General features: G+C 50.0%; 14 protein-coding genes, 2 rRNA genes and 3 pseudogenes. 5 read left to right on the top strand and 14 right to left on the bottom strand.

Translation table 11 applies throughout. The features are described 5' to 3' along the window. Positions 1-1,066 precede the first annotated feature (1,066 nt). From KWG61_RS04400 to rpiB, 7 genes and pseudogenes are all read right to left on the bottom strand, one after another. Positions 1,067-4,345, bottom strand: a complete 3,279-nt coding sequence (locus KWG61_RS04400; protein ID WP_367614262.1) for a glycoside hydrolase family 95-like protein — start codon at positions 4,343-4,345, stop codon at positions 1,067-1,069. 14 nt (positions 4,346-4,359) lie between these two features. Continuing rightward, complete coding sequence (locus tag KWG61_RS04395; protein WP_242745056.1) at positions 4,360-4,722, bottom strand: glycoside hydrolase N-terminal domain-containing protein; 363 nt, start codon at positions 4,720-4,722, stop codon at positions 4,360-4,362. A gap of 32 nt (positions 4,723-4,754) precedes the next feature. Further along, positions 4,755-5,843: pseudogene (locus tag KWG61_RS04390) on the bottom strand (glycoside hydrolase N-terminal domain-containing protein); the annotation flags it as partial. 611 nt (positions 5,844-6,454) lie between these two features. After that, a complete protein-coding gene (locus KWG61_RS04385; protein WP_230268231.1) occupies positions 6,455-7,633 on the bottom strand; it encodes an iron-containing alcohol dehydrogenase in 1,179 nt (392 codons plus the stop codon). 535 nt (positions 7,634-8,168) lie between these two features. Beyond that, positions 8,169-11,040 (bottom strand): 23S ribosomal RNA (locus KWG61_RS04380). Positions 11,041-11,309: 269 nt separating this feature from the next. Then, positions 11,310-12,836 (bottom strand): 16S ribosomal RNA (locus KWG61_RS04375). Together the 16S and 23S rRNA genes form the textbook arrangement of a ribosomal RNA operon. 624 nt (positions 12,837-13,460) lie before the next feature. Beyond that, positions 13,461-13,913 (bottom strand): ribose 5-phosphate isomerase B, encoded by a 453-nt coding sequence (rpiB, locus tag KWG61_RS04370; protein ID WP_230268297.1) that lies wholly within the window; start codon positions 13,911-13,913, stop codon positions 13,461-13,463. Between the two features lie 515 nt (positions 13,914-14,428). Here rpiB and KWG61_RS04365 point away from each other — a divergent pair. The 3 genes and pseudogenes from KWG61_RS04365 to KWG61_RS04355 all read left to right on the top strand — a co-directional run bounded on the left by KWG61_RS04365 (position 14,429) and on the right by KWG61_RS04355 (position 17,214). After that, a pseudogene (locus tag KWG61_RS04365) lies at positions 14,429-15,188 on the top strand (ABC transporter ATP-binding protein). Next, a complete protein-coding gene (locus tag KWG61_RS04360; protein WP_242745054.1) occupies positions 15,188-15,616 on the top strand; it encodes an FtsX-like permease family protein in 429 nt (142 codons plus the stop codon). Before KWG61_RS04365 ends, KWG61_RS04360 begins: the two are co-directional and overlap by 1 nt. Positions 15,617-15,678: 62 nt before the next feature. Next, the gene (locus KWG61_RS04355) at positions 15,679-17,214 is read left to right on the top strand and encodes an ABC transporter permease (protein ID WP_242745053.1); all 1,536 of its coding nucleotides are present in this window, start codon (positions 15,679-15,681) and stop codon (positions 17,212-17,214) included. A gap of 303 nt (positions 17,215-17,517) precedes the next feature. Here KWG61_RS04355 and KWG61_RS04350 read toward each other — a convergent pair whose 3' ends face one another. Then, entirely contained in the window at positions 17,518-17,871 is a 354-nt protein-coding gene (locus tag KWG61_RS04350) for a hypothetical protein (RefSeq protein WP_242745052.1), read from the bottom strand. 80 nt (positions 17,872-17,951) lie between these two features. Between KWG61_RS04350 and gdhA the strand changes: the two are divergent. Next, a pseudogene (gene gdhA / locus KWG61_RS04345) lies at positions 17,952-19,281 on the top strand (NADP-specific glutamate dehydrogenase). Between the two features lie 310 nt (positions 19,282-19,591). Here gdhA and KWG61_RS04340 read toward each other — a convergent pair. From KWG61_RS04340 to KWG61_RS04325, 4 genes are all read right to left on the bottom strand, one after another. Continuing rightward, entirely contained in the window at positions 19,592-19,933 is a 342-nt protein-coding gene (locus KWG61_RS04340) for a hypothetical protein (protein ID WP_230268302.1), read from the bottom strand. A 323-nt stretch (positions 19,934-20,256) separates the two neighbouring features. Beyond that, entirely contained in the window at positions 20,257-20,925 is a 669-nt protein-coding gene (locus KWG61_RS04335) for an HAD family phosphatase (protein ID WP_242745051.1), read from the bottom strand. A gap of 257 nt (positions 20,926-21,182) precedes the next feature. Then, positions 21,183-22,244, bottom strand: a complete 1,062-nt coding sequence (locus KWG61_RS04330) for a radical SAM protein (RefSeq protein ID WP_242745545.1) — start codon at positions 22,242-22,244, stop codon at positions 21,183-21,185. Positions 22,245-22,390: 146 nt separating this feature from the next. Next, positions 22,391-22,648: a hypothetical protein gene (locus KWG61_RS04325; protein ID WP_242745050.1), complete on the bottom strand. Its 258-nt coding sequence runs from the start codon at positions 22,646-22,648 to the stop codon at positions 22,391-22,393. Positions 22,649-23,056: 408 nt separating this feature from the next. Between KWG61_RS04325 and KWG61_RS04320 the strand changes: the two genes are divergently transcribed. Beyond that, positions 23,057-23,233 (top strand): DUF362 domain-containing protein, encoded by a 177-nt coding sequence (locus KWG61_RS04320; protein ID WP_230268306.1) that lies wholly within the window; start codon positions 23,057-23,059, stop codon positions 23,231-23,233. Positions 23,234-23,427: 194 nt separating this feature from the next. Here the strand turns inward: KWG61_RS04320 and KWG61_RS04315 are convergent, their stop codons facing one another. After that, positions 23,428-23,745, bottom strand: a complete 318-nt coding sequence (locus KWG61_RS04315) for a hypothetical protein (RefSeq protein WP_242745049.1) — start codon at positions 23,743-23,745, stop codon at positions 23,428-23,430. Continuing rightward, a complete protein-coding gene (locus tag KWG61_RS04310) occupies positions 23,664-24,347 on the bottom strand; it encodes a PHP domain-containing protein (protein WP_242745048.1) in 684 nt (227 codons plus the stop codon). The genes KWG61_RS04315 and KWG61_RS04310 overlap by 82 nt, the downstream gene beginning before the upstream one ends. Between the last annotated feature and the right edge of the window lie 72 nt (positions 24,348-24,419).

The following is a 24,419-nucleotide window of genomic DNA, read 5'->3' as shown; positions in this document are numbered from 1 at the left end:
AAAGACCGTTTTTCAAAAGGCAGCGAAAAACGTATACAGACACAAAAGATCGGAAAGAACCGATTCATTCGTACAGCCGACTGACCTTTCTTTATATCAATTCTGACAAATGCGTGCAGAAAAGCCCGGTTCATACCCGACTTTTCCTGACTCCATCTTTGTAAAAGAACCCGAGGAGGATTCTATTTCTGTCCTTTTCGATAAATCGAACAGGATTTGAAGCGATACAGTTTTCAGATTTTTATCGCCAGAATAAAAGCCAGAGTGAGAAAAAGCCAGAGTGAGAAAAGGAGAAGGACAAAAATTCATTTATAGGCAGGCTATAAAAAGAGCCACAGAGTGACTCCTCCAGTGCAGTCCGGAAACATGCACCTTTCTCGCTCACAATAATCCTTAGTCTCAGCTTCCGATTCCACCTTTTTGAAGTGTTCTCTCCAAAAAGAGTAAAAGATCACGAAAAACAGTTTTCTTTTCGCGCGCTTTTACCTGCATGCCATCAATTCAGACAGCCACTAAGCGGCAGAACGTTTAAAGCGGTGTACATTCTTCGTTGATCCCTTCATCCAAAAATCCCTGGTTCATGCATGAATAGAAAAATTTTGCTATTCGCTCATCCGATTTCGTTATTTTCATTCGTGAAAAGCACTCCAAACGTTTTCGCTAATCAAAACCGAGCATTTTGATTAGCGAAAACCATTCAGGCAGTCCGCAAAAATGAATTTAGCCAGAGAAGGCTGTGCACGGCTTTCCAGAACCGCTGTGACTTCCTGTGATTACGCAAAGGGACTGTCGTCCTGCTGATACGAATCATCAGCGGGATCGACAGTCCCTTCGTTTTTCTTTTAAAGCCTTATTGAAATCGAGCAGTTTTGGAGAGAGGGATTGGCATGAGCGAACGAAGCGGAAGGAAGGAACGGAAAAGAGGCGTATTTTAGATAACTCTCTTTTCCTCTTCCATTTATCCTTTATTCCTTCGAATACCCTTTATTCCTTCAAACGATCCCTACGATCGTTCCCGACTCTCCTTTCCTTTTGCTTATTCCGGCTGCTTGCTTATTCCGGCTGCCTATTCACCTTTCAAAGCGCCAAGCGCGGACGCTTTCGGTGTTTTGCGCAGAGCGAGAATCGCATCGTTTACCGCTTTGGCTTTCGCATTGACTGCTTCCTGCGTGGTCGGCGTCGTGATGAGAGCCTGTGCTTCGCCAAGCAGAGCGTTGAACGCGGTCTTTTCGGCTTCGGTCATGTGGAAATCAGCCAGATTCAGCTGGGCGCCTTTATCTTTGGCGGTCTTCAGCTGGGTGGTATCCACGGTAGCTGCGGCAGCTGGTACCAGTGCGTCTTTTGCGGCTTTCAGTTCCGCTTTGGCATCCATCAGGTTTTTCGCTGTCGCATAAATGCTGTTCATGGAAGCGGCTTTTTCTTTGGCATCCGCAAAGGCTTCCCAGCTTGCCGGGGTGTAATCCGTTTCGACGAGCTTATTGGCTTCGGTCAGATCCGCATTGAGAGCGGTGCGCGCTTCATCGGCTGGTCCTGCAAAGTCGAGCCAGAGCAGTACGTTTTCTTCTTCAAGCGTACTTGTACCATCGGCAGCAGCCTGGATTTCTGCTGGCGTCAGGGCTTTGTTCACGATCTTGATGTTGGAGAACTTCAGATCGTTCTTACGATCCGGTTTATCGGACATATGGCCAATTTCAACAGCTTTGTCTGAACTGGACAGAGTGCCGGGTGCGTCAACCTGAGCGATCTGTCTGCCGTCGATCACGGTCGTGATGGTGTGATCTTCGCTGTTATAGACAGCACTTACTTCATGCCAGGCATTGAAGAAGTCCGTTGGAAGCTGGTCTTCACTTCCCGCAGTCTTCCAGCCGGAATCCGTTTTCACGTAAGCCTGGAAGAAGGTGGTGTCATTGTTCAGATACGTATAGAAACGCATCGCGAACGCGTCATCGCCAATCGATACGATGGAGTTGTATTTTCCATCATCCGATACGCCTGCGGATTTATCGTATACATCATCTGGAACATACAGACGGGCGCTGACGGTGTAGCTGCCGCCGCTGGTCAAGGCGTTTGTCACTTTGCGTTCTGGATCGTTCAGGTCCATAGAGCCTGTGAGAACCTGTTCGCCATCCTGTGTTTCCAGTTCGCCTGTGGACGGGAGTGTTGTGACAAATTTGTGTTTGCCCAGTTCGATGATCGTCTTGGCATCGGCTGCCAGAACGGTAATGGTCTTGCTGGCAGTAAGGGATGCATTTCCATTTACATTCGCTGCTTTAACGGTGATGACGGTGCCGTTGGCTACCGATGCATCTACGCTTACGGATGCGGATGCGCCGTTGGCTGCCGGTGTAACGGTTACGCCTGCAACGGCTGCATTCTGTGCATCGACAGCACTCCAGGTCGCACTCTTAATGGCGGCGCCTTCTGGTGTCGCATTCAGAGTGAACGTAACTGGCGTGCCGGCCGTTATGGTTTCAGCAGTTGCGCTCATCGAAACGCTGGAGGCTTCCACTTCTTTTACGGTCAGGGTGTAGGTTTCATTGGCTTCGGTATCGAACTGAATGGCGTGATCTTTGCCTTCAACCGCTGTAACCTCCACATTGTTTCCTTCAGAGTCGACTACGGCTACGGTTTCCGGTCTGATCGCCGGGTTGTTGAGCTTGCAGACATTTCCGCTCTTGGAAAGAACTTCAACATCGGTAAGTTCACCGTCTTCCCAGTCGAGATCGAGTTCGAAATTGCCGCGGGCGACAATTCCGTCTACCGAGCCGTCTGCCCATTCGTCAGGAATGGCAGGGAGCAGTTCGATCGTGCTCGCATTGGACTGCATTAACATTTCAACGATACCAGAGGTATAGCCGAAGTTTCCGTCAATCTGGAACGGCGCGTGAGCATCCCAGAAGTTCACATACATGCCGTTTTTGAACAGACTCTTGATCAGAGTCATTGCATGGTTGCCGTCTTTAACACGAGCCCATGCGTTCAGGCGCTGACCCATGCCCCAGCCGGTCGCGTTATCGCCGCGGTCACGCAGAGATACTTTTGCGGCCTCGAGATAGGTCGGATTATCGCTGTTGATCAGATCGCCTGGGAACAATCCAAGCAGATGGGACATATGCCGGTGTCCGCGTTCTCCCAGAGAACCGAGCGTCGTTTCGTTATACCATTCTTTAATCTGTCCGCTGGCTCCGACTTCGATCGGATCCAGTTTTTCCATAATATCCTGCCACTTGGCAATGCGCTCTGCGCTTACTGTGTTGGGATATTTGGCGTTAATCGCTTCAGCGGCTTCGCAGCAGTCGTTAAACAGCTGCCAGTACAGTGTATTTTCGTAAACGTTGCCTGCTGTGTACGGTCCGTGTTCAGCAGAATAGGATGGCGCAGTGGCCAGGCGGGTCTTGCCGTTATCATAAGTGATTTCGGTAAGAATCTGTTCGTACAGTTTCGCCTGTTCATCCATCATTGGGAAAATCTTTTCCTTCAGATAGTCAACGTCCTGTCCGTATTCATAGTATTCATATACGTTCTGAAGCATCCAGGGTACAGCTGCCGGCGACCAGCCCCAGCTGAAGGCCCAGCCTGGGCAAGTCCAGCCAAACGGCGTGTTCTGTGTATGGGCGGTGTAGCCGTTCTGCTTGCCGTCCGAGTTATCGATACCAAAATAAGTCGATGCGGTAACGCGTCCTGGTTCACGCAGACCGTCTTCATAATCGATCATCGGAATCGCGCACTCTGCCATGTTTGCAGAATAGGTCGGCCAGTAGTTCATCTGCATGTTAACGTTCATATGGTAGTCAGCGCCCCATGGAACATTGCCCACTGCTCCGTCATAAATGCTCCATACACCCTGCAGGTTTGCCGGCAGGTCCTGATCGTCTCGTCCTTCGGCGTTTTCACGGGAAGAAGAAATCTGCAAATAGCGGCCGTACTGGAACAGCAGCTGTTCGCAGTACCGTTTTTCGCTTTCGGTCAGAGTGGAGTTGCTGGCGTTATACGCTGCGAGCAGGTCGTCGTTGGCAAGATCCGGTTTGGTCTGACCAAGATTCAGTTTTACGCGATCGTAAATGTTCTTATAGTCGGCTTCGTGATCCGCTTTGACTTTGTCATAGCCTTTGGCCGTTGCTCCATCGACATCGCGCTGGGCACGGGCCAGAACCTGCTCATCCGTTTCACGGGTTCGATAGGTTGGATAATTATCTTCGTAGTCGGTTGCCGCACTGACATAAATCACTGCTTCCGTTGCGCCGCGAATTTCCAGCCGCTCATGATCTTCGTTATAGGTTACCGTTCCGGCGTTCACGATCACGCGGGAAGAAGCGGCCAGTTTCATCTGGTTATCGCACATTTCACCCGTGGTAATCAGGTTGCCTGTCTTGCCGTCTGCCGAGATTGTTCCCGTAACGGTTTCTGTTTTTCCGTAATTGTTATCCTCGGTAGCCGAGAAAGGCAGAGAATAGTCGAAATCGAGTTTTTCGCGCCTGAGGCAGTCATCTTGATTGCGATCACGTTGTCCGGATGAGAAGCAAGGTATTCACGCGTGTAATGTGTTTCGTCACGATCGTATTCCACACCGGCGATCGAATCATCGATATTCAGCCAGCGCCGATAGTTCGTCGCTTCCGTATGGGTTTCCGGTTCTGTGGAAGGTTTCTGCGGTCCAGTGTCTTCGCCTGTTGCCACACTTGTGACAACCAGACGGTCCAAAGACAGTTTTCCGGACACGCCGGTAATCGTTACGGTATGCTCGCCATTCGTCAGATTCTGGTCAGAGAAGAGTTCAACAATTTCAATATTTCCAGAGTCTTTTTCGTGTTCACCGTATTCGCTTCGCCGTCATCAATTTTCCACGTAAAAGAACCCATATTGTCTGCACTGTGTTTACCGCCGTACAGGGCAATACCAGTTCCAGTAAAGGTGTATTCAATGGATGCGCCAGAACTGTTTTCGATGAACATCTCATCTTTGTTCAGCCAGCCAACACCGTTTCCCGTATCCTTTGTACGATCCCAGGTACCCCAGCCGCCAGTATATTGAATACCGGTTTCGGAAGCGTTGCCTGGATTGAGATCGAGTTCCTGTGTCTGTGTTGAAGAGGCGCTCGAAGATTTCACTTCAAAATAGTCGTAGGAAATCTTCTTTGCGGTGCCGGAAAGAGGTTCTTTATTGACGATCTTAATCGTGTGTTCGCCTTCTTCAAGATCCGCAATCGAGAAGAGAGTCTGCCCGTCTCCGCCGCCAATGGCTTTCAGGTCGACATTTTCAGCAACTGTTTTACCGTCAATGGAAACATCCATGTAGCCCATGGTGTTGTTAGAGCAGCCGATCATTCGAATGGCAACACCGGTAAACTTCATTTCCAGCGTGGCCCCTACCGTTTCCGTATATTTTTCCGTGCCCTCATACCAGGATTCGCCTTTGGCCCAGTCATTCCATCCTGTATAGGTAATGGATGTGTTGCGGTCGTCAATTTTCTCTGTACCGGTCGCCCAGTACTGTCTCCAGTACTCTTCCCATTCTTCGCTGAGGTAATCGCGGTCCATATTAATATAAATATCGCCAAGGCGCTGATAGGAACCATATCCATTGGAAGAACCAACCAGCTTGTTAGCCCAGGCGTCGCGATCACTTGCATTGGTTTTAAACTTTTCTACCGCTTCCTTATAAATCTCTGACATCGAGGTTCCGTCTACGGAAGCGATATTGCCGCCGTTGTAGTCTGGACGTGTGCTGGAAGGTCCGCCGTTCCATACAGTTTTCTGGTTGAGCACAATGCGCTCGCAATCGTATTCGCCATAGACGCTGCCGCCCATCAGGGAGTTGCCGATTGGCAGAATCCGCTGCTGCCAGCGGTTCGCACCCTCATAGCTTCCTGCCCATGCACCTGCTCCCCAGGAAGATTGCCCTGGCTTGCCGGTTCATCAAAAAGATCTCATTTTTCGGAAGGCTTGCTGCTTCAGAGTTTCCCTGTGAAGGTTCTTCCGGAGTCTGAGGATCTGCCGCAAGGGCAGGAGTAATCAAGCCCGCAGACATAGCAGCCGCAAGAAGGGATGCTGAGCAGCGTTTAAAAACTTTTTACTCATAGAATTTCCTTTCCGTTTGTCATTTTTCTCATAAAAACGTATGGCTACCTCCGTCTTCCGAAATTTCGCCCGAATGAGAAGACAGATTTGCCTTGATAACAGTATAGGGGATGTAAGCGTTTGAATTAAGCCTGTTTTTGAAACTCTCCGCCTTCCAAATCAGTTTTTCTGAGCTATGGTTTGTTTTCTTTACCTTCCGTCTGCTCTCCGTCAGAAAAAGAAACAGTGTCAATGAAATTTTGCCCGCACAATAAAAGCTCCCCATCGCCAATTCTTACAGAACTGATGGATAGTTTTAACACGTCTTATACAGTGATTTTTATTTACGGGATAGCGTTAATCCCGGTTTGAATGATCCGATGGTTTACGCAGCTTCAGGCATGCGGTTCCATGCAGGCCTGATAAATGGCCTTGATGTCTTCTTTGCCCAGATCGAAAAATCCATGGATAATCCCCTTCTTGCAGGCTTTCTCTGCCATGGCATCAAAGCGGTCTTCACTGACGCCAAACCCCTTCAGATTGTCGGTCAGCTTCAGCTGATCAAACAGGAAGTTTTCTGTTTTCGCGATCGCCTGATCCACAATTTCGTCATCGCTCAGCGCTGGATCAATGCCCCATACCCGAACGCCAAACTCCACCAGACGCGGCATGGTCTTTTCATTTCGAACGTACTGCAGATAGCGCGGGGTGACGATGGCCAGACCATGACCGTGGGTAATGCCGTAGTTGGCTGTCAGCTGATGTTCAATGGGATGCATCGACCAGACTTTCGGATTGGCACCGCGGTTGAAGCCGTTAATGGCCCACGAAGACGCCCACATCAGATTGGCTCTGGCTTCGTAGTTTTCGGGATCTTCCATAGCGATCGGTGCGTAGCGGATCACCGTCTGCATCAGTCCTTCCATGAACCGGTCCAGCATGAAGAGATTCGGACGCGGTGCGAAATAGTCTTCCATAATATGGTTCAGAATATCTGCACTGCCCGCTGCCGTCTGATAGGCCGGAACAGAGAAGGTAACGGCTGGATCCATGAAGGAAACCTTCGGGATCAGAGCCGGAGACGCCGCACCCATTTTATCCACCGTTTCAGGGTTGGAAATCACGGCGCAGTCATCCATTTCCGTTCCGGTGGCTGCCAGAGTGAGCACATCAATTACCGGAAGTGCTTTTTCAATTGGAGTTTTCTTCGAGAAAAATTCCCAGGGATCAAAATCCACACAGGCGGCAGCCGCGATAATTTTGGCGCAGTCAATGACTGATCCGCCCCCGACCGCAACGACGCAGTCGATGTGGTTTTCCTTGCATAATTCAGCCCCTTTGTACACGGACTCAATTTTCGGGTTTGGCTCAATCCCGCTGAGTTCGGTTACGTGAAGACCCGCTTCGTTCAGGGAAGCCATGGCTTTGTCATACAGACCGTTCTTCTTGATCGAACCGCCTCCATAACAGAACAGTACGTTCTTGCCGTACTTTGCAGCCTCCTCGCCAAGATGCTGGAGCTGATCGGGACCAAAATATACTTTGGTCGGCAGATTATAAATAAAATTATCCATTTCGTATTTTCCTTTTTGGGGATGGAGAGAATCCATAGATTCCTCCGTTTTTCATATCCCCTGAAATTCAGAATAGCAGTTCCCTTTCCGGGACACAACGAACCGCTTTGCCTCAAACGCGCATCCATCCCCGCTTCCGGGCCTTCTGGATTTCTTCCACAAAGAAGACGTTCTTGCCTTTTGATCCGCTTCCCGTCAATTCTCGCTGCTCCTTTTTCAAACCGTCGATTTCAATTTGAAACGCATACGGCCCCGAAAACAGAAAAATCCCCGAACGATATCGGATTTCTCCTTTATCTTTCGGGGATTTCATTTTGTCTGGCAGCTTCCTATCTTTGCCTTGCGGCTATTGTCGGCGTTCTGCAGCTTAACTGGCCAGGTTCGATATGTTTCTGGGTGTATCCTGCAGGCTATCGTCACCATACTTAGATTTTCTGAATGGATCTTCCAAAAACAAACATCAGTCTTCTAACATAACGATCTAACGCGATCGTTGGTTTCGTAGTGGCTTCTTGCGTATAGCTTTCTCGAATCTTAGATTAAGCTTTCGACCGATTAGTACTGGCCAACTCCGCGAATCGCTTCGCTTCCATCTCCAGCCTATCGCCTTGTCGTCTTCAAGGGGTCTTATATACCGCAGATCTTATCTTGGGCTCGGCTTCGCGCTTAGATGCTTTCAGCGCTTATCCGATCCCTGCTTGGCTGCCCGGCTATGCTACTGGCGTAACAACCGGTGCACCATTGGCAGGTCCATCCCGGTCCTCTCGTACTAAGGACAGCTTCCCTCAGATCTCCTGCGCCCACAACAGATAGGGACCGAACTGTCTCACGACGTTCTGAACCCAGCTCGCGTACCGCTTTAATGGGCGGACAGCCCAACCCTTGGAACCGAATCCAGCTCCAGGATGCGATGAGCCGACATCGAGGTGCCAAACCCCGCCGTCGATGTGAACTCTTGGGCGGGATCAGCCTGTTATCCCCAGGGTAGCTTTTATCCGTTGAGCGACGGCCCTTCCATTCGGCACCGCCGGATCACTAATCCCGACTTTCGTCCCTGCTCGGCTTGTTGGCCTCGCAGTCAGGCGCGCTTATGCATTTACACTCTATATCTGGTTTCCATCCAGACTGAACGCACCTTTGGGCGCCTCCGTTACTCTTTGGGAGGCGACCGCCCCAGTCAAACTGCCCGCCTGGCACTGTCTATGAGTTTCTCTCTATGTTAGGGCTTCAAATCATCAGGGCGGTATCCCAACGTCGGCTCCAAGAATACTGGCGTACTCTTTTCTTCGCCTCCCGCCTATCCTGTACATGATCATCCAAAACCCAATACCAGGCTGCAGTAAAGCTCCATGGGGTCTTTCCGTCTAGTTGCGGGTAACCTGCATTTTCACAGGTACTAAGATTTCACCGAGTCTGCTGCCGAGACAGCGCCCAAATCGTTTCACCTTTCGTGCGGGTCAGAACTTACCTGACAAGGAATTTCGCTACCTTAGGACCGTTATAGTTACGGCCGCCGTTCACTGGGGCTTCGGACCACTGCTTCCTCCTTGCGGACTCACAGATCCCCTTAACCTTCCAGCACCGGGCAGGTGTCACCCCATATACTTCGCCTTACGGCTTTGCATAGAGCTGTGTTTTAGTTAAACAGTCGCTTGGGCCTTTTCACTGCGGCTCTCTCGAGCGCCCCTTCTTGCGAACGTACGGGGCCATTTTGCCGAGTTCCTTGGCAACAGTTCTCTCGCTCACCTTACAATTCTCTTGCCGCCCACCTGTGTCGGTTTTGGTACGGGCCAAGATAAAGTATCGCTAGAAGCTTTTCTTGAAAGCCGCTCCATGTGCTTCGCTACTTTCCAAGGATTTCGCTTACCTCTAACGCTCTGTACCTCTCGGTCCGGATTTGCCTGGACCGGTACTGCCGCGCTTCGCCCTCAATCCATTAAGAGGGTCACACTTCCCGTCTTTGTCACTCCATCGCCTTTATCTCAGGTGCAGGAATCTTCGCCTGCTTTCCATCTGCTTCGCCTGTCGGCTGCGCATTAGGTCCCGACTGACCCGGGGCGGACGAACCTTCCCCGGAATCCTTGGGCTTTCGGTGTGCAGGATTCTCACCTGCATCTCGCTACTCACACCGGCATTCTCACTTCCATGTCCTCCACATCCCCTTACGGTAATGCTTCCACGAACATGCAACGCTCCCCTACCACTAAATACTTCAGTACTTAATCCGCGCTTTCGGCAGACAGCTTAGCCCCGGTACATTTTCGGCGCAGGGCCACTCGACTAGTGAGCTGTTACGCACTCTTTCAAGGATGGCTGCTTCTGAGCCAACCTCCTAGTTGTCCGTGCGTCCCCACATCCTTTTCCACTGAGCTGTCATTTTGGGGCCTTAAACGGCGGTCTGGGCTGTTTCCCTCTTGAGCACGGACCTTATCACCCGCACTCTGACTGCCAACGACTTCCCGCTGCGGCATTCGTAAGTTTGATTCCATTCAGTACCCCGGGATGGGGCCATCATGAATTCAGCGCTCTACCTCCGCAGCCATAACATTGACGCTAGCCCTAAAGCTATTTCGGGGAGAACCAGCTATCTCCGGGTTCGATTGGAATTTCTCCGCCAGCCACAGGTCATCCGCCAGCTTTTCAACGATGGTCGGTTCGGTCCTCCACAAAGTTTCACCTCTGCTTCAACCTGCCCATGGCTAGATCACCCGGTTTCGGGTCTGCTCCTGACTACTTGCCGCCCTCTTAAGACTCGCTTTCGCTTCGGCTTCGCGTTTTCCCGCTTAACCTTGCATTCAAAAGCAACTCGCCGGTTCATTCTACAAAGGCACGCCATCACCCTTGGTCGGGCTCTGACTTCTTGCAGGCATACGGTTTCAGGTTCTCTTTCACTCCGCTTGCGCGGTTCTTTTCACCTTTCCCTCACGGTACTCTTCTCTATCGCTCACTCTTACTTATTTAGCCTTGGCGGATGGTCCCGCCTGCTTCCAACAGGATTTCACGTGTCCCGTTGTACTCAGGATTCCGCTCCTTACTTGACTCGCTTGCCGGTACAGGGATTTCACCTTCTCTGTCCGCGCTTTCCATCGCGTTCCCGTTCGCTCGTCTTTCATTTCCAGCGGTCCTACAACCCCATATCGCTATGGTTTGGGCTCTTTCCCTTTCGCTCGCCGCTACTCGGAAAATCACTTTTGTTTTCTTTTCCTCCGGCTACTTAGATGTTTCAGTTCACCGGGTTTCTCTCCATTTGCATGGATGACTGGCTATAAAACCAGCCGGGTTCCCCCATTCGGATATCCGTGTGTCGTCGCTTCCCTGACAGCTCGGCACGGCTTTTCGCAGTCTGACGCGTCCTTCATCATTCAAGAGTGGCAAGGCATCCTCCGTACGCCCTTCCTTGCTTGATCTAGTTCTCTAACTTTGGTTCTAGTTATGCTTGTTTCGAGATTTTTCTATTTCGTAAGAACTGTTCCACTAACTGTTTCCAACTTTCGGTTAAATCTTTATTACTCTTCAACTTTTCGTTAGACCTTCTGTTATGTCTTCTTACTGATGCTCGTTTTTCAAAGATCCATTCTCTGGAAGATCGCTCTTCCAAAACCTCACAGACAAATCCTCACTCATTACTCTTTGCCATCGGCTTTCACCAATGGACTTCCTTGTACTTTCTCCTTAGAAAGGAGGTGATCCATCCCCACGTTCCCGTAGGGATACCTTGTTACGACTTAACCCCAGTCGTCGGCCCCGCCTTAGACGACTCACTCCCTTTAAGGGTTATGCCGTCGGCTTCGGGCGTTGCCGGCTTCCATGGTTTGACGGGCGGTGTGTACAAGGCCCGGGAACGTATTCACCGCGGCATGCTGATCCGCGATTACTAGCGATTCCAACTTCATGAAGTCGGGTTGCAGACTTCAATCCGAACTGGGACGTCTTTTATGGGGTTCGCTTCCCTTCACAGGTTCGCTTCCCTTTGTAGACGCCATTGTAGTACGTGTGTAGCCCAGGCCATAAGGGGCATGATGATTTGACGTCATCCCCGCCTTCCTCCGGTTTGTCACCGGCAGTCTGATATGAGTTCTCAACTCAATGGTAGCAACATATCACGAGGGTTGCGCTCGTTGCCAGACTTAACTGAACATCTCACGACACGAGCTGACGACAACCATGCACCACCTGTATGGACGGTAACCTCCAACTTATCTCTAAGTCTTCGCGTCCTATGTCAAGGCCTGGTAAGGTTCTTCGCGTTGCTTCGAATTAAACCACATACTCCACCGCTTGTGCGGGCCCCCGTCAATTCCTTTGAGTTTCACACTTGCGTGCATACTCCCCAGGCGGAGGAGTCACTGCGTTAGCTTCGGCACCGGGGTCCTCCCTCCGACACCTGCTCCTCATCGTTTAGGGCGTGGACTACTAGGGTATCTAATCCTATTTGCTCCCCACGCTTTCGTGCCTGAGCGTCAGCAACAGTCCAGGCGGTCGCCTTCGCAACTGGTGTTCTTCCATATATCTACGCATTTTACCGCTACACATGGAGTTCCACCGCCCTCTCCTGTCCTCTAGCGTGCCAGTTTCCAAAGCCTGTACCGGTTAAGCCCGTACCTTTCACTTCAGACTTGACGCGCAGCCTGCGCACCCTTTACGCCCAATCATTCCGGATAACGCTTGCCACCTACGTATTACCGCGGCTGCTGGCACGTAGTTAGCCGTGACTTTCTGGCGGGGTACCATCAAAAGAAAAGCATTTCCTCTTCCCTTCCTTTTTCCCCCGCAACAGAGTTTTACGATCCGAAGACCTTCTTCGCTCACGCGGCATTGCTCGTTCAGGCTTGCGCCCATTGACGAAAATTCCCTACTGCTGCCTCCCGCAGGAGTCTGGGCCGTGTCTCAGTCCCAGTGTGGCCGATCGCCCTCTCAGGCCGGCTATGCATCATCGTCTTGGTGAGCTGTTACCTCGCCAACTAACTAATGCACCGCAGATCCATCCGTCCCCCAGGCAAACGCCTGTTTCAAAAGAAGAAGATGCCTTCTTCTTTCCTATGGGGTTTTAGACTTCGTTTCCAAAGCGTATCCCCGGGTATGGGCAGGTTATCTACGTGTTACTCACCCGTTCGCCACTGATATCCGAAGATATCCGTTCGACTTGCATGTATTAGGCATGCCGCCAGCGTTCATCCTGAGCCAGGATCAAACTCTCCATTTGATATTGACTCAAACGCTTATGCGTTTAATGTTTCGTGAATAAATGATTGTTCGAGTACTTTTTGTGATTTTAAGAATCGACGTTGTGTATTTCGAATTTCTTGATCTGTCTGTAAAGTTTTCAAAGAGCCATCTGTTTGTGAGAAACTCGATGTCTCTCACAAGGCTTGTTTATCATATCATCGTCAAACATCTCTGTCAACATGTTTTGTGAAATATTTTATTTATTTCACTTAATGCATTTTCGTTGATATTTAAAGGGATATGCAGTGCTGGGAAAATATATTTTCACAGTGCTCCGTTATCTTATCATCGCTTTGAAAAGAAAGCAAGCATAAGATTTTCGGCTCATCGAGCGCACAGAGGCTCCAGGCGGCTGCTTATCGCTTCGTTTCTTCTTTTTCTGCTCCAGATACGTTTCCGGCTGAGCAGGCGGAAAACAGTGAAAACAGCGATGTCGTTTTTAGAAATAGAAAAGCGCTGTCTGCAGCGGATTCGTTCCGCCCGGACAGCGCTGTTTTGACTTTGATGAAGAGACTCAGACCGGCTGTGCACCCGTGCCTTTCTCTGCTTCCTTTTCTTTATTATCGGGTCTTTTATCGGATCTTCGTTTTCTTTATTTCTTTTATTCCTTTGCCGATCCGTCGAGTACAGCCAGTTTGTGAATGCGGCGGATATGGTTGGCTCCGTTGGAGAACGGTGTGGTCATGAAGGTGTTGACGATATCTTTTGCGGTTTCCATTCCTGTTGTACGTGCACCCATGCTCATCATGTTGGCGTCGTTATGTTCACGGATCAGTCTGGCGTCCGTCACGTCCTTGCAGCGTCCGCAGCGAATGCCCGGGACTTTGTTTGCGGCGATTTCAATTCCTACACCGGTACCGCACATCACGATGCCGCGATCGGCTTCCCCGTTTACGACCGCTCTGGCGCATTTGGCTCCATAGTCTGGATAGTCAACGCTGTCGTTTGTATCGGTTCCCAGATTGATGACTTCGCAGCCTTCGTCTTCCAGCATCTTCATGATTTCGTTTTTCATGGCCACTGCGGCATGATCGTTCGCAAGTGCGATTTTCATATTCAGTTCCTCCTACTAAATCTTTCGATATTCCTGTCTTCTATTTTGTCACAAATCCAGTTCTTTTCGACAATCTGGACTCACTCTCTGCCAAATCGGGGATCCCGCGTTTCTGTTTGGAAAATCCAAACGGTTTGTCACTCCGTTCTCCGCCGTTTTGCCCGGCATCATCTTTCAAGTCCTCAAAGGAGACAAACCCGTCTTTCCTCGCGTCGGATTTTTGTTTCTCGCGGCTGTTCTTAAGCGGATTTGATCGCCTGTGCCGTCGATCCCGTTCATTTTCTCTTTATCTAAAGCGAATTACGGTTGCCCCTCCTGAATTCTATTGCCGGATGGGTGAACTTCCCGGATTCTTTTTATTTTATAGCCCTTCCCGATCGTGTCTCGATCACGGGATTTTCTCACTGCCTTTTTTAGATGAGTTTTCCGTGTCATGCCCGTAAGGAAAGGGTAAGAAGGATCGATAGGACAAATAGGATTCTTTTTCTATCCTTGAAGGCAAGGAGGACGAAATCATGTCTGTACTGGAAGTTGCTAATCTTCAGAAAGTTTATAAATCCCGCTTCTCCTCGGTCGTTGTAGAAGCGCTCAGCGATGTTACCTTCTCGGTGGAAGCCGGGGAATATGTCGCCATCATGGGGAGAGCGGATCGGGCAAATCCACTCTGCTCAATATTCTGGCGGTTCTCGATCAGCCGACGCGCGGCTCCGTCAAAATTAACGGCCGGGAAGCTTCCTCGATTCCCGCCCGGGAACTCAGTCTTTTTCGACGCAATCATCTTGGGTTCCTGTTTCAGGATTACTCCCTGCTCGACACGTTTACCCTCAAGGACAACATTCTGCTCCCGCTCGTTTTAAACAAGGCACGTTATTCCGAAATGGAAGCCCATCTCAAGCCGCTGGCCAGACAGCTTGGCCTGACGCCTTTGCTGAAAAAGTACCCATACGAAGTATCCGGCGGTCAGAAGCAGCGCGCTGCAGCAGCAGAGCGCTGATTACCGAACCGGAACTGATGCTGGCCGATGAACCGACGGGCGCCCTGGATTCCCGCAGTTCGCAGGAACTGCTCGAGCTATTTGAAACGCTCAACAAGCAGGGCCAGACCATTGTCATGGTTACCCATTCCGTCATGGCGGCCAGCTACGCGAGCCGCATTCTGTTCATTCGCGACGGAAAGATTTTTCATCAGCTGATCCGCGGATCCCAGAGCCGGGAACAGTTTTACGAGAAGATCACTAATACGCTGACGGTGATGTCTTCCAGGGAGAACGCCTGATGCATCGCTTCCTTTACTGGTCTCTGGCGTGGCAGTCGATTCAGAAAAGCCGCCGGATTACCGTTCCGTTCATCGCGGGCAGTTCGCTGATGGTCATGATGCTTTACTCGCTGCTTTCCCTCAGCGTCTCTTCGGTCTTTGGTGGAACGTTTGGCGAAACGACTATGCTCACGACCCTGAATCTGGGCGTTCACGTCGTTGAGTTCTTTACCGTTCTCATCTTTCTATATATCAACAGCGTCTGGATGAAAAACCGGGCACAGGAAAACGGTCTGTATTCCATTCTGGGGATGGAAAAGCGCCATCTCATGCGCATCATCTTTTACGAACTGCTGATCAGCTATGCCAGTTCGCTGGTCATCGGCATTCTGCTGGGCATCGTTCTGGATAAGATTCTCCTTCTGGTTCTGGGACTGATGCTTCCCTGAACATTCCAAAGGGATTTTCTCTGACCTGGTCTGCCGTCTGGGGAACCGCGCTCTGGATCGGGGTGTGCTATCTGATTCTTCTTGCGGTTACGCTTTTCTCCTTGCTTCGCCACAATCCGCTCGAAGAGATGAAAACTAAATCGACTTCGGAAAAGCCGGTAAAAAGCCGCTGGATTCTTGCGGTGCTTGGCGTATGCAGTCTGGGGTCAGGCTACTGGATGGCGGTAACGATCGAAGATCCCGTACAGGCTCTCTTCCTGTTTTTCGCCGCTGTCGTCTGCGTCATTATCGGCACGTATCTTCTGTTTATTTTCGGCTCGACGGTAATCCTCAACAGCCTGCAGAAAAACAAGTCGTTTTATTATCAGCCTAGCCATTTCATTTCCATTTCCACAATGAAGTATCGCCTGAAAGCCAATGCAGCGTCTCTGGCGAGTCTGGCCATTCTTTCCACGATGGTTCTCGTTACCCTCTCTACTGTCATCACACTCTTTGCGGGGATGAATTCGGCGCTTGATGCCAAGTATTCCGGAACGGCCATGCTCAATATGGATCTGAACATTCCGTACGCAAGCCGCGTCCCTTCTCGGGATTCTCTCGAACTGCAGGCGATCACGATGCATGCAGCGGCGAAAGCCGGCCTGCATCCGCAAAATCCAGTGACGTATCAGGAAGCCTTTGCTTCTTATCACGATGAACAGAACAAACTGGTCACAGCCGAAATTATCGATCTCGCCGATTTGAACCGGCTAAGCGGTCAGAATATTTCTCTGGGCGATCATCAGATTCTTGCGTTCGATTCCCGTTTTTCGAACGGTCAGAAACTGACGAACGAAGATACGAAAGAAACGTTCGAAGTCGTTCGTGCCGATTTCGCGCTGCCGGACTCGATTACGCATCGCTTTTTAAGCGACACGCAAAGCCGCTGGTTTGCGCTCGAACTGAACGCTTCGCAGGATGCTTCAATCTATCCTTCCTGGACCGTCCAGTTTGAGGACGGAATCACCCGTTCCGCCGCTTCTCCGGAATCGGTCAGCGACGATATGTTTATGGAAGCTTCGGATGCCTTCACCAACAATTTGAATCTGGATGCCTTTCTGACTGCGCATGGAACGGATCCGAATGCTGATTTGGCAGGTCTGCAGTATTCCCTGTCTTTTCGAGAAGTGGATCGCCGACAAGGACTGAGCGTTTATGCTGCCTTCCTGTTTGCGGGTCTGTATCTGAGTGCGCTCTTTACGCTGGTTGTGATTCTGATCATGTACTACAAGCAGATTTCCGAAGGATTCGACGATCAGAAGCGCTTTGCGATCATGCAGAAAGTCGGGCTGGAGCGAAAACAGATCAAGCATATGATTAACGAACAGGTTCTCGTCATGTTCTTCCTGCCGCTTGTCACCGCGATCGTTCATATGGGCTTTGCCTACACGATGCTTTCCAAAATCATCGACATTCTGAGTCCGAGCGCGATGTCGATCTACTTCTTGGCAACAGCTGGCGTCATTGCGGTGTTCGCCCTGCTCTATATCATCATTTATCGGCTGACGGCCAACGTCTATTACCGGCTGGTCGGTCTGCCGACGCAGTCCAATGCATAAGCAAAAGGAAAAGGCGGCCGCCGCAAAAGACAAATTCAATTTTCGTGCTTCGCTGGCTGATTCTTTTCGCTCTGCTTATTCGCATTCTCTTTTATGAACTGCCGCGAATGGCCGTACTGCTTGGGCTCAACTTCGTCAGTCATCGTCGGGCGCCAAAGCGCTGAGTTCTCATCGCAAAAATACTGGCCGTCCTTACTGCAGGACGGCCTTCTGTTTTTCATTCTGCTTTTCTCATCTGGCATCGACCTGGTCCGCTGTATTTCCAGCGGAAGCCTGACGAATCCGATTTTCTACTCCTTTGTTCTATTCCCTTTCGCTTTGTTCGTTGCCTTCTGCTTTATGCTGTTTTGTTCTATCGGACTCTGTTGCTAAAGCTGCAGCTGGAACAGTCAGGAAGCGGTGCCGGTTTGAAAGATTTGGAGCCCAACGATGCAAATCGATCATTTTCGAACAGTTTTCGCTCTTTTGGACGATTTGATGAATTTGGCTAAATTTTCGATATAGCGTTCGTCGATCAAAAAACAAAAGATCATTTTTTGAAGAAATCAACGTTTTTCCCGGCGCAATTTCCCGAATACAGGGTATCTTCCAGACTGCTTTTTCACTTTTGGCCAGAAAAATGGCTGTGTTTGTGTAAATTCGCAAAAATTTTTCCAAGATTCTGAAAATATTTTCACAAGTTATCTTGCATGTTTTTCAGAATGCTATAATGTCAAAGTCAATTTTTAGGAGGATTTATGGCTGATCTCAAAGCTTTATACGAAACCGTAAAAAGAGAAATCCCAACGATCCCGAATTCCTTCAGGCTGTCGAAGAAGTCTTCGAATCCCTCCAGGTTATTCAGGACAAAAACCTGAACTTCTCGATGACGGAGTTCTCGAACGCATGCTTGAACCGGATCGTCAGATCATGTTCCGCGTACCATGGGTAGATGACCAGGGCAAAACCCAGGTAAACCGCGGCTACCGCGTACAGTTCAACAACGCCATCGGCCCTTACAAAGGCGGTCTGCGTTTCCACCCGAGCGTAAATATTTCCATCATCAAATTCCTTGGATTTGAACAGGTCTTCAAAAACTCCCTGACTACTCTGCCCATGGGCGGCGGTAAAGGCGGAGCAGACTTCAACCCGAAAGGAAAGAGCGATGGAGAAATCATGCGTTTCTGCCAGTCGTTCATGACTGAACTTTATAAATACATCGGTCCGAACACCGACGTTCCTGCCGGCGACATTGGCGTTGGCGCACGCGAAATCGGCTACATGTTCGGCCAGTACAAGAAAATCACCAACGAATGGTCCGGCGTTCTGACTGGTAAAGGTCTGAGCTACGGCGGATCCCTCGTTCGTACCGAGGCTACCGGCTACGGCCTCTGCTACTTCACACAGGCTCTGCTCCAGAACAAGGGCATGAGCTTCGAAGGCAAAACCGTGGATATTTCCGGTTCCGGAAACGTTGCGATCTACGCTACGCAGAAAGCTCAGCAGCTTGGCGCGAAAGTCGTTACGCTCTCCGATTCCAACGGCTCGATCTACGATCCTAACGGCATCGATCTGGCCAGCGTTAAGGAAATCAAGGAAGTTCGCCGCGGACGCATTAAAGAATACTGTGAAACCCATCCCGATGCGGTTTACATGGAAGGTCAGCGTCCATGGTCTATTCCCTGCGACATTGCTCTGCCTTGCGCAACCCAGAACGAACTCGATCTCGAAGATGCGAAAGCGCTCGTTAAAAACGGTGTCTTCTGCGTATGCGAAGGCGCGAACATGCCAACCACTCCAGAAGCCATCCACTATCTGATGTCCAACGGCGTTTACTACGCTCCAGGTAAAGCATCCAACGCCGGCGGCGTTGCCTGCTCCGGTCTGGAAATGAGCCAGAACGCAGAACATCTGAGCTGGTCTGCAGAAGAAGTCGACAAAATGCTCCAGGGCATCATGGTCGGCATCTTCGAAAACTGCCGAGACACCGCTGCAGAATTCGGTCATCCTGATGAATACGTAATCGGCGCCAACATTGCCGGCTTCCTCAAAGTCTCTCAGGCAATGAAAGCCCAGGGCTGCGTATAAGCCGATAACAAGCCGTCGGAATTTCATTTTCTGCAGCACACATTCAAAATGAAAAACAGCGAAGGTCAGTCAAGGCCTTCGCTTTTCTATGCCCGAATCCGAATGAATCCGTGTTCCTCTATTTCTCAGTTTTTCATTTCTCAGCTTTTCGATTTGCCTATTTCCTGAATGGATCGCTCTGTATCCGTCACGGAGCTCGACAATGGACTCCATTTCAGTGTCTTTCTTTTCACTGCAAGAAGAATCTCCCAGACGGCTCGACTCGAATCGCTACAGAGACGTTCGGCACGACGCTGTTGCGTGAGCCGGTTTATCTCGCCTTTGCGATCGATTCTTCATTAGACGTTTTTGTCCAGCAAATCCGACCCAGACCAATGATCATAACCGCCGCGCTGCAGATATTCTCGTACGGATACGGATTATCGACGACAAAAGCCAGACAGACCAGAACGACGCCGATCAGAGCAGCGACCGCGATGGATACGGTTTTGACGGATTTTGAAGGAAGCGGACGCAGAGAAATCATTGTACAGGCCGCACCATAAAACAGGCTGGCTGCAAAGACATACTGCTTCTGTATCGCAAACATCACGACAAGAACCAGCAGCAGTACAAAAAGCAAGGTGTTCCAAAGACCAGAAGACTTTTGCATAACGACCCTCCTCACAAAGTGTTTAATGGATTCCGATCCCTTTCCGCTTAATGTTCAGGCCAGGAAAGCTGAATTGAATACGGCTGGACGTATTCCTTTTCTGGCTCAGTTATGAAGCGAATGGGTCCCTGATTCAATTGTATAGAGGAATGAACGTGTTTCGCTGTTCTTTTTATTCATTTTCATTCGTTGGCAAAAATGCAGAGGCGAAAATCCCTCTGCATTTTCCTTTTCGAATCTGGATCGTCCAGGGCTGGTCCGAACGCAAGGATCTTCTGTTGTACGCAGGAACGCCCGGCTTTGCACTGGCTTTTCTGTTTGGTTTATCGGGTGGACCTATCTTCTTCCGGTTCTTCGCAAAGCTTCCAGAAGCGGTCCATATCTTTATAATCGGGCATTGTCCAGAGCGCACAGGCGCTCTTTTCTTCGTATTCCGGATCGTATTCTGAACAGATGGCGATACACGGATAGCCGTTTTCGCTGGCGCACTGCAGGGCGTACAGCGCATCTTCAAAAACCATGACCTCTTCCTTTGTCAGATGCATATTTCTTCTGGCCAGATCGTAAATAGCCGGATCCGTCTTGCCGATGCGCACGCTGGTGCAGTCAAACACACCATCGCACGTCGGTTCCAGTCCATAGCGGCGCAGCACCGATCGAACACACACTTCGTCGCCTGCTGTAGCAATCATGCACGGAATCTTTCGTTCTTCCAGCTCAGCCAGAAACTTAGCGGCCCCGGGAAGAAGCTCTACACTATGGGCATAAATCCAGCGCAGCCGTTCCTGAAAAAATTCCAGCATTTCCTCAACGCTTTGATCGAGCCGGTAGTGATCGATAAAAATCTGCGCGGCTTCTTTGAGCGACGCATCCTCAATCTGCTCCTGCGGAAAGTCCGGATCTTCGATTTTCAGCTCCTTCAGGCAGTCTCTGGCAAAGTTTTTCCAAATCCCCATGGAGTCCAGAATCGTTCCGTCTCCATCCAGAATCACCCTCGAATCATCTCACGCTCCCCTTTCTGTTTTCTCCAAAGTTTTCTCTTTCTCTATGGTTTCCGTTTTTCTATTGCTTTGTGGTGCGTATTTCGTATTTCCGATTGGACGATTCCATTTTACCGAATCCGCCGAAAAATGGCAGTGCCCGGGCATTCGCGCCTGGCACTGCCATAACAGATTCCATGAATCAAAGTCTGCGTTTTGTTCTGCAATGGATTTTCGTATGAGATACCATTCTCCGCTTAGAAGGCAGGTTATTTTATCGAAGAACGCAAGGAATCCGGCGTATACTCGTCGATCTGGCGGTTCAGTTTTGGAACGACAGTCTGTTCATACTCCTCACGGGACATGATGTATTCATGCGTTTCCTTGTACGGAGTATGGTGAGAAATCTTCCACAGACGGTCTGCTTCCGGTTTCCAGTTTTTCGCATATTCCTCGGTCTTTTCCATCAGGTGTTCTACCGATTCCGGAGATTCCAGGTCTGTGGAATGTGCGCCGGAAGCATGAACCATTTCACCGATCGCATGCGGGTTTTCCAGCATTGGGCACGGTCTTAAATGGTTGCCGTTGAACGGCTGATGGTTTTTATACTGCATGAACATTGGCGAGCAGAGTCCTTCGAGGATGGTCTTTTCGCGAATGTTGGAATCCGAGTAGTGGATAAATACGCATGGATCCATATCGCCGTTGGCGTTGATATGGAAGTAGCGGCGTCCGCTGGCGATGCAGCCCTGGAGGTATTCACCGTCGTTCTGGAAGTCCATTGGCCAGATTTCCTTAGTCTCACGGATTTCACGAATACGGTGGTACATGTATTCACGCTGTTCAGGAGACGGCAGCAGTTCGACTGCAGCATCGTTGCCGACTGGCATGTAGTGGAAGAACCAGGCGTATTTTACGCCGCGGCTGATCATTTCATCGATGAATTCATCCGAAACAATGGACGGAATATTCTTCGATGTGTAGCAGCAGCTGATACCGATTGGCAGCTTGTGGGAATGGAGGATATCCATGGCTTTCAGAACTTTGCCATAAACGCCTTCTCCGCGACGGAAGTCGGTGGCTTCTTCGAGGCCTTCAACCGAAATAACCGGGAAGAAGTTTTTCACTTCCAGCATTTCTTCCGCGAACGCGTCATCGATCAGCGTACCGTTGGTGAAGGACATGAAGACGCAGTCGTTATGACGACGGCAGATTTCCATCAGGTCTTTCTTACGAACCAGCGGTTCACCGCCTGTATAAATATAGAAGTAAACGCCCATTTCCTTGCCCTGGCGGATGATGTCATCGATTTCATCCAGGGACAGGTTCAGCTTGTTTCCATATTCGGCTGCCCAGCATCCGGTGCAGTGCAGATTGCAGGCGCTTGTCGGGTCAAGAAGGATCGTCCAGGGGACATTGCATCCATATTCTTCACGGACTTTCTGCTGTCTTTCCCAGCCAATAAAGTTGGCGTTGATTACGAAGTTTGTGAAGGCTTTTTGATGACGCCGGTATCCACATCTTCAAAAATATTGCACAGCAGTTTGTTCAGATTGTTGTCGGGATCGTTGACAACTTTTGTGATCGCTGCCCGGGGGCCCGGAAATGAAGTATCGTTTTTCATTACCGTGTTGATCAGAGCCATCAGACGGGGCAGGTTTTTCTGCGGATTTCCGTTAATATAGTTGACCATCGTATGAATCGATGTCTGCGTAGCTGCTTCTTTAAAACCCATATTCATCACTCCTGTTTATCTTGCATGCCCGTGCGGGTATGCCTGTTATATGCTTTTGATCTTAGTCTTTCTATTCCTCATTTCCATAGGCAAACCGGGGAAAGTGTCGTTTTGACGAAATTGTCCGCATCTGTCCGGACTAAGGATCCGAAAGCGCTTCCGACGCGCTAAAGCGATTCGGATAATGCTGTCCTAAGCGTACCATTCTTCATTTTTTGCCTGCCGGCGATGCCCGCCCTTTCCCGATTTCGTCCTTTGAAGTTTCCTTAAACTCGACTGGTATCCCTTACATGGAATTTCCAGAGCTTTGCGACTGTATGTTAGGGCTAACTAAAACGGGGATAAAAACGTTTCTCGATCCCCGGATTTTTCTATAATGGAGAGGACCAAACGAAAGGAGACTTTACAATGGCTGCTGTAGTTAATGATGATCTCTGCATCGGTTGCGGTGCTTGCGAAGGCGCTTGCCCTACTGGTGCTATCACCCTTCCAGACGGCAAAGCAGTAGTTGATGCTGATGTATGCATCGATTGCGGCGCTTGCGTTGGCGTTTGCCCAACTGGTGCTGTTACCCTTGGTGACTAATTAGAGTAAAATTATCGATCAAAACAAATTAGGCGGGAGCAATCCCGCCTTTTTGTACACAAAAAGCCCTGCCGGCTTCCGTCCAGTGTTCTGGATCCATGTCCGCAGGGCTTTGCTTATTCACGTTTATCTTATGGCAATCCGCTTTGCGTCAACCAGCCAGTTCGTTTGTTATCATACTGCCTTACTGCGATCTATTTCGCGCTGTTCTTGTGCTGGCTGAGCGTTCTGGAAAAGCGTTCAAAATACGGGGTTCCGTCCCGATCCAGGTGATAGTCGCCCATGACAATATCGGGTTTCTTTTCGCCGTGGAAATCAGATCCGCATGTAATCATCAGATCGTGATTTTCCGCAAACGTGCGGTAGTAATCGATCTGTTCGGGAGAATGGTAGTTGGAATAGGCTTCAATGCCGTCCAGTCCGCTTTCGATCAGCTTCTCAAGTTCTTCATCCTTGTGATCAAACGTACGGAACGGATGGGCAAGAACGGCGATGCCGCCGGCCTGATGCACGCGATCGATGGCTTCAAAAGATCGGGCGCATCTACACGTACATACAGATCGCTGTCCGGTGTGGCGCAGCGGTCCCAGTAGAAATTGACAGGCGCCGGGGAGCAGCGTTTGCCGCCAGGCAGGTAATCCTGAAAGTCTTCAATGTTCTGCGCTTCCGGCATTTGAAAAACGACATCCATCAGCGTAAACCATGGGTTTTTATCCCCAGCCTGGCGCAAAACTTCTTCTTCGTCGACCGTCAGATTGTATTTGCGGCAAAGTTTTTCCACGCGGGTATGAAAGGTCGTTCGGCGAATTTCGTCCTGCATGGCTTCCAGAGAATTCAGCCATGAATCTTCGGGATCTACGTTATAGCCAAGTAGATGGACGGAATATTCCCCTTTATACAGCGTCGAAACTTCGATTCCAATAATTGTATCGATTCCGGCTTTCTTCGCTTCCTTTGCAAATTCGTCTGTGTTTCTGAGCGTATCGTGATCGGTCAGTGCAATCGCGTTCATGCCGTTTTCTCTGGCGATATCGATCAGTTCCTTCGGGGTAAACTGGCCATCGCTCGATGCGTCTGAATGCATGTGAAGATCAAATCGAAATGGTTTCTGCATAGTCTGCTCTATTCCTCCTGGGCGTTCTGCCTGTTCTGTTCAGCCGCGTTTCTGTTCTGTTTTGAAACGTTT

It is taken from the genome of Allobaculum sp. Allo2 (assembly GCF_022701175.1).
Classification (GTDB): domain Bacteria; phylum Bacillota_I; class Bacilli_A; order Erysipelotrichales; family Erysipelotrichaceae; genus Allobaculum; species Allobaculum fili.
This window is presented reverse-complemented; position numbering and strand designations above follow the sequence as displayed.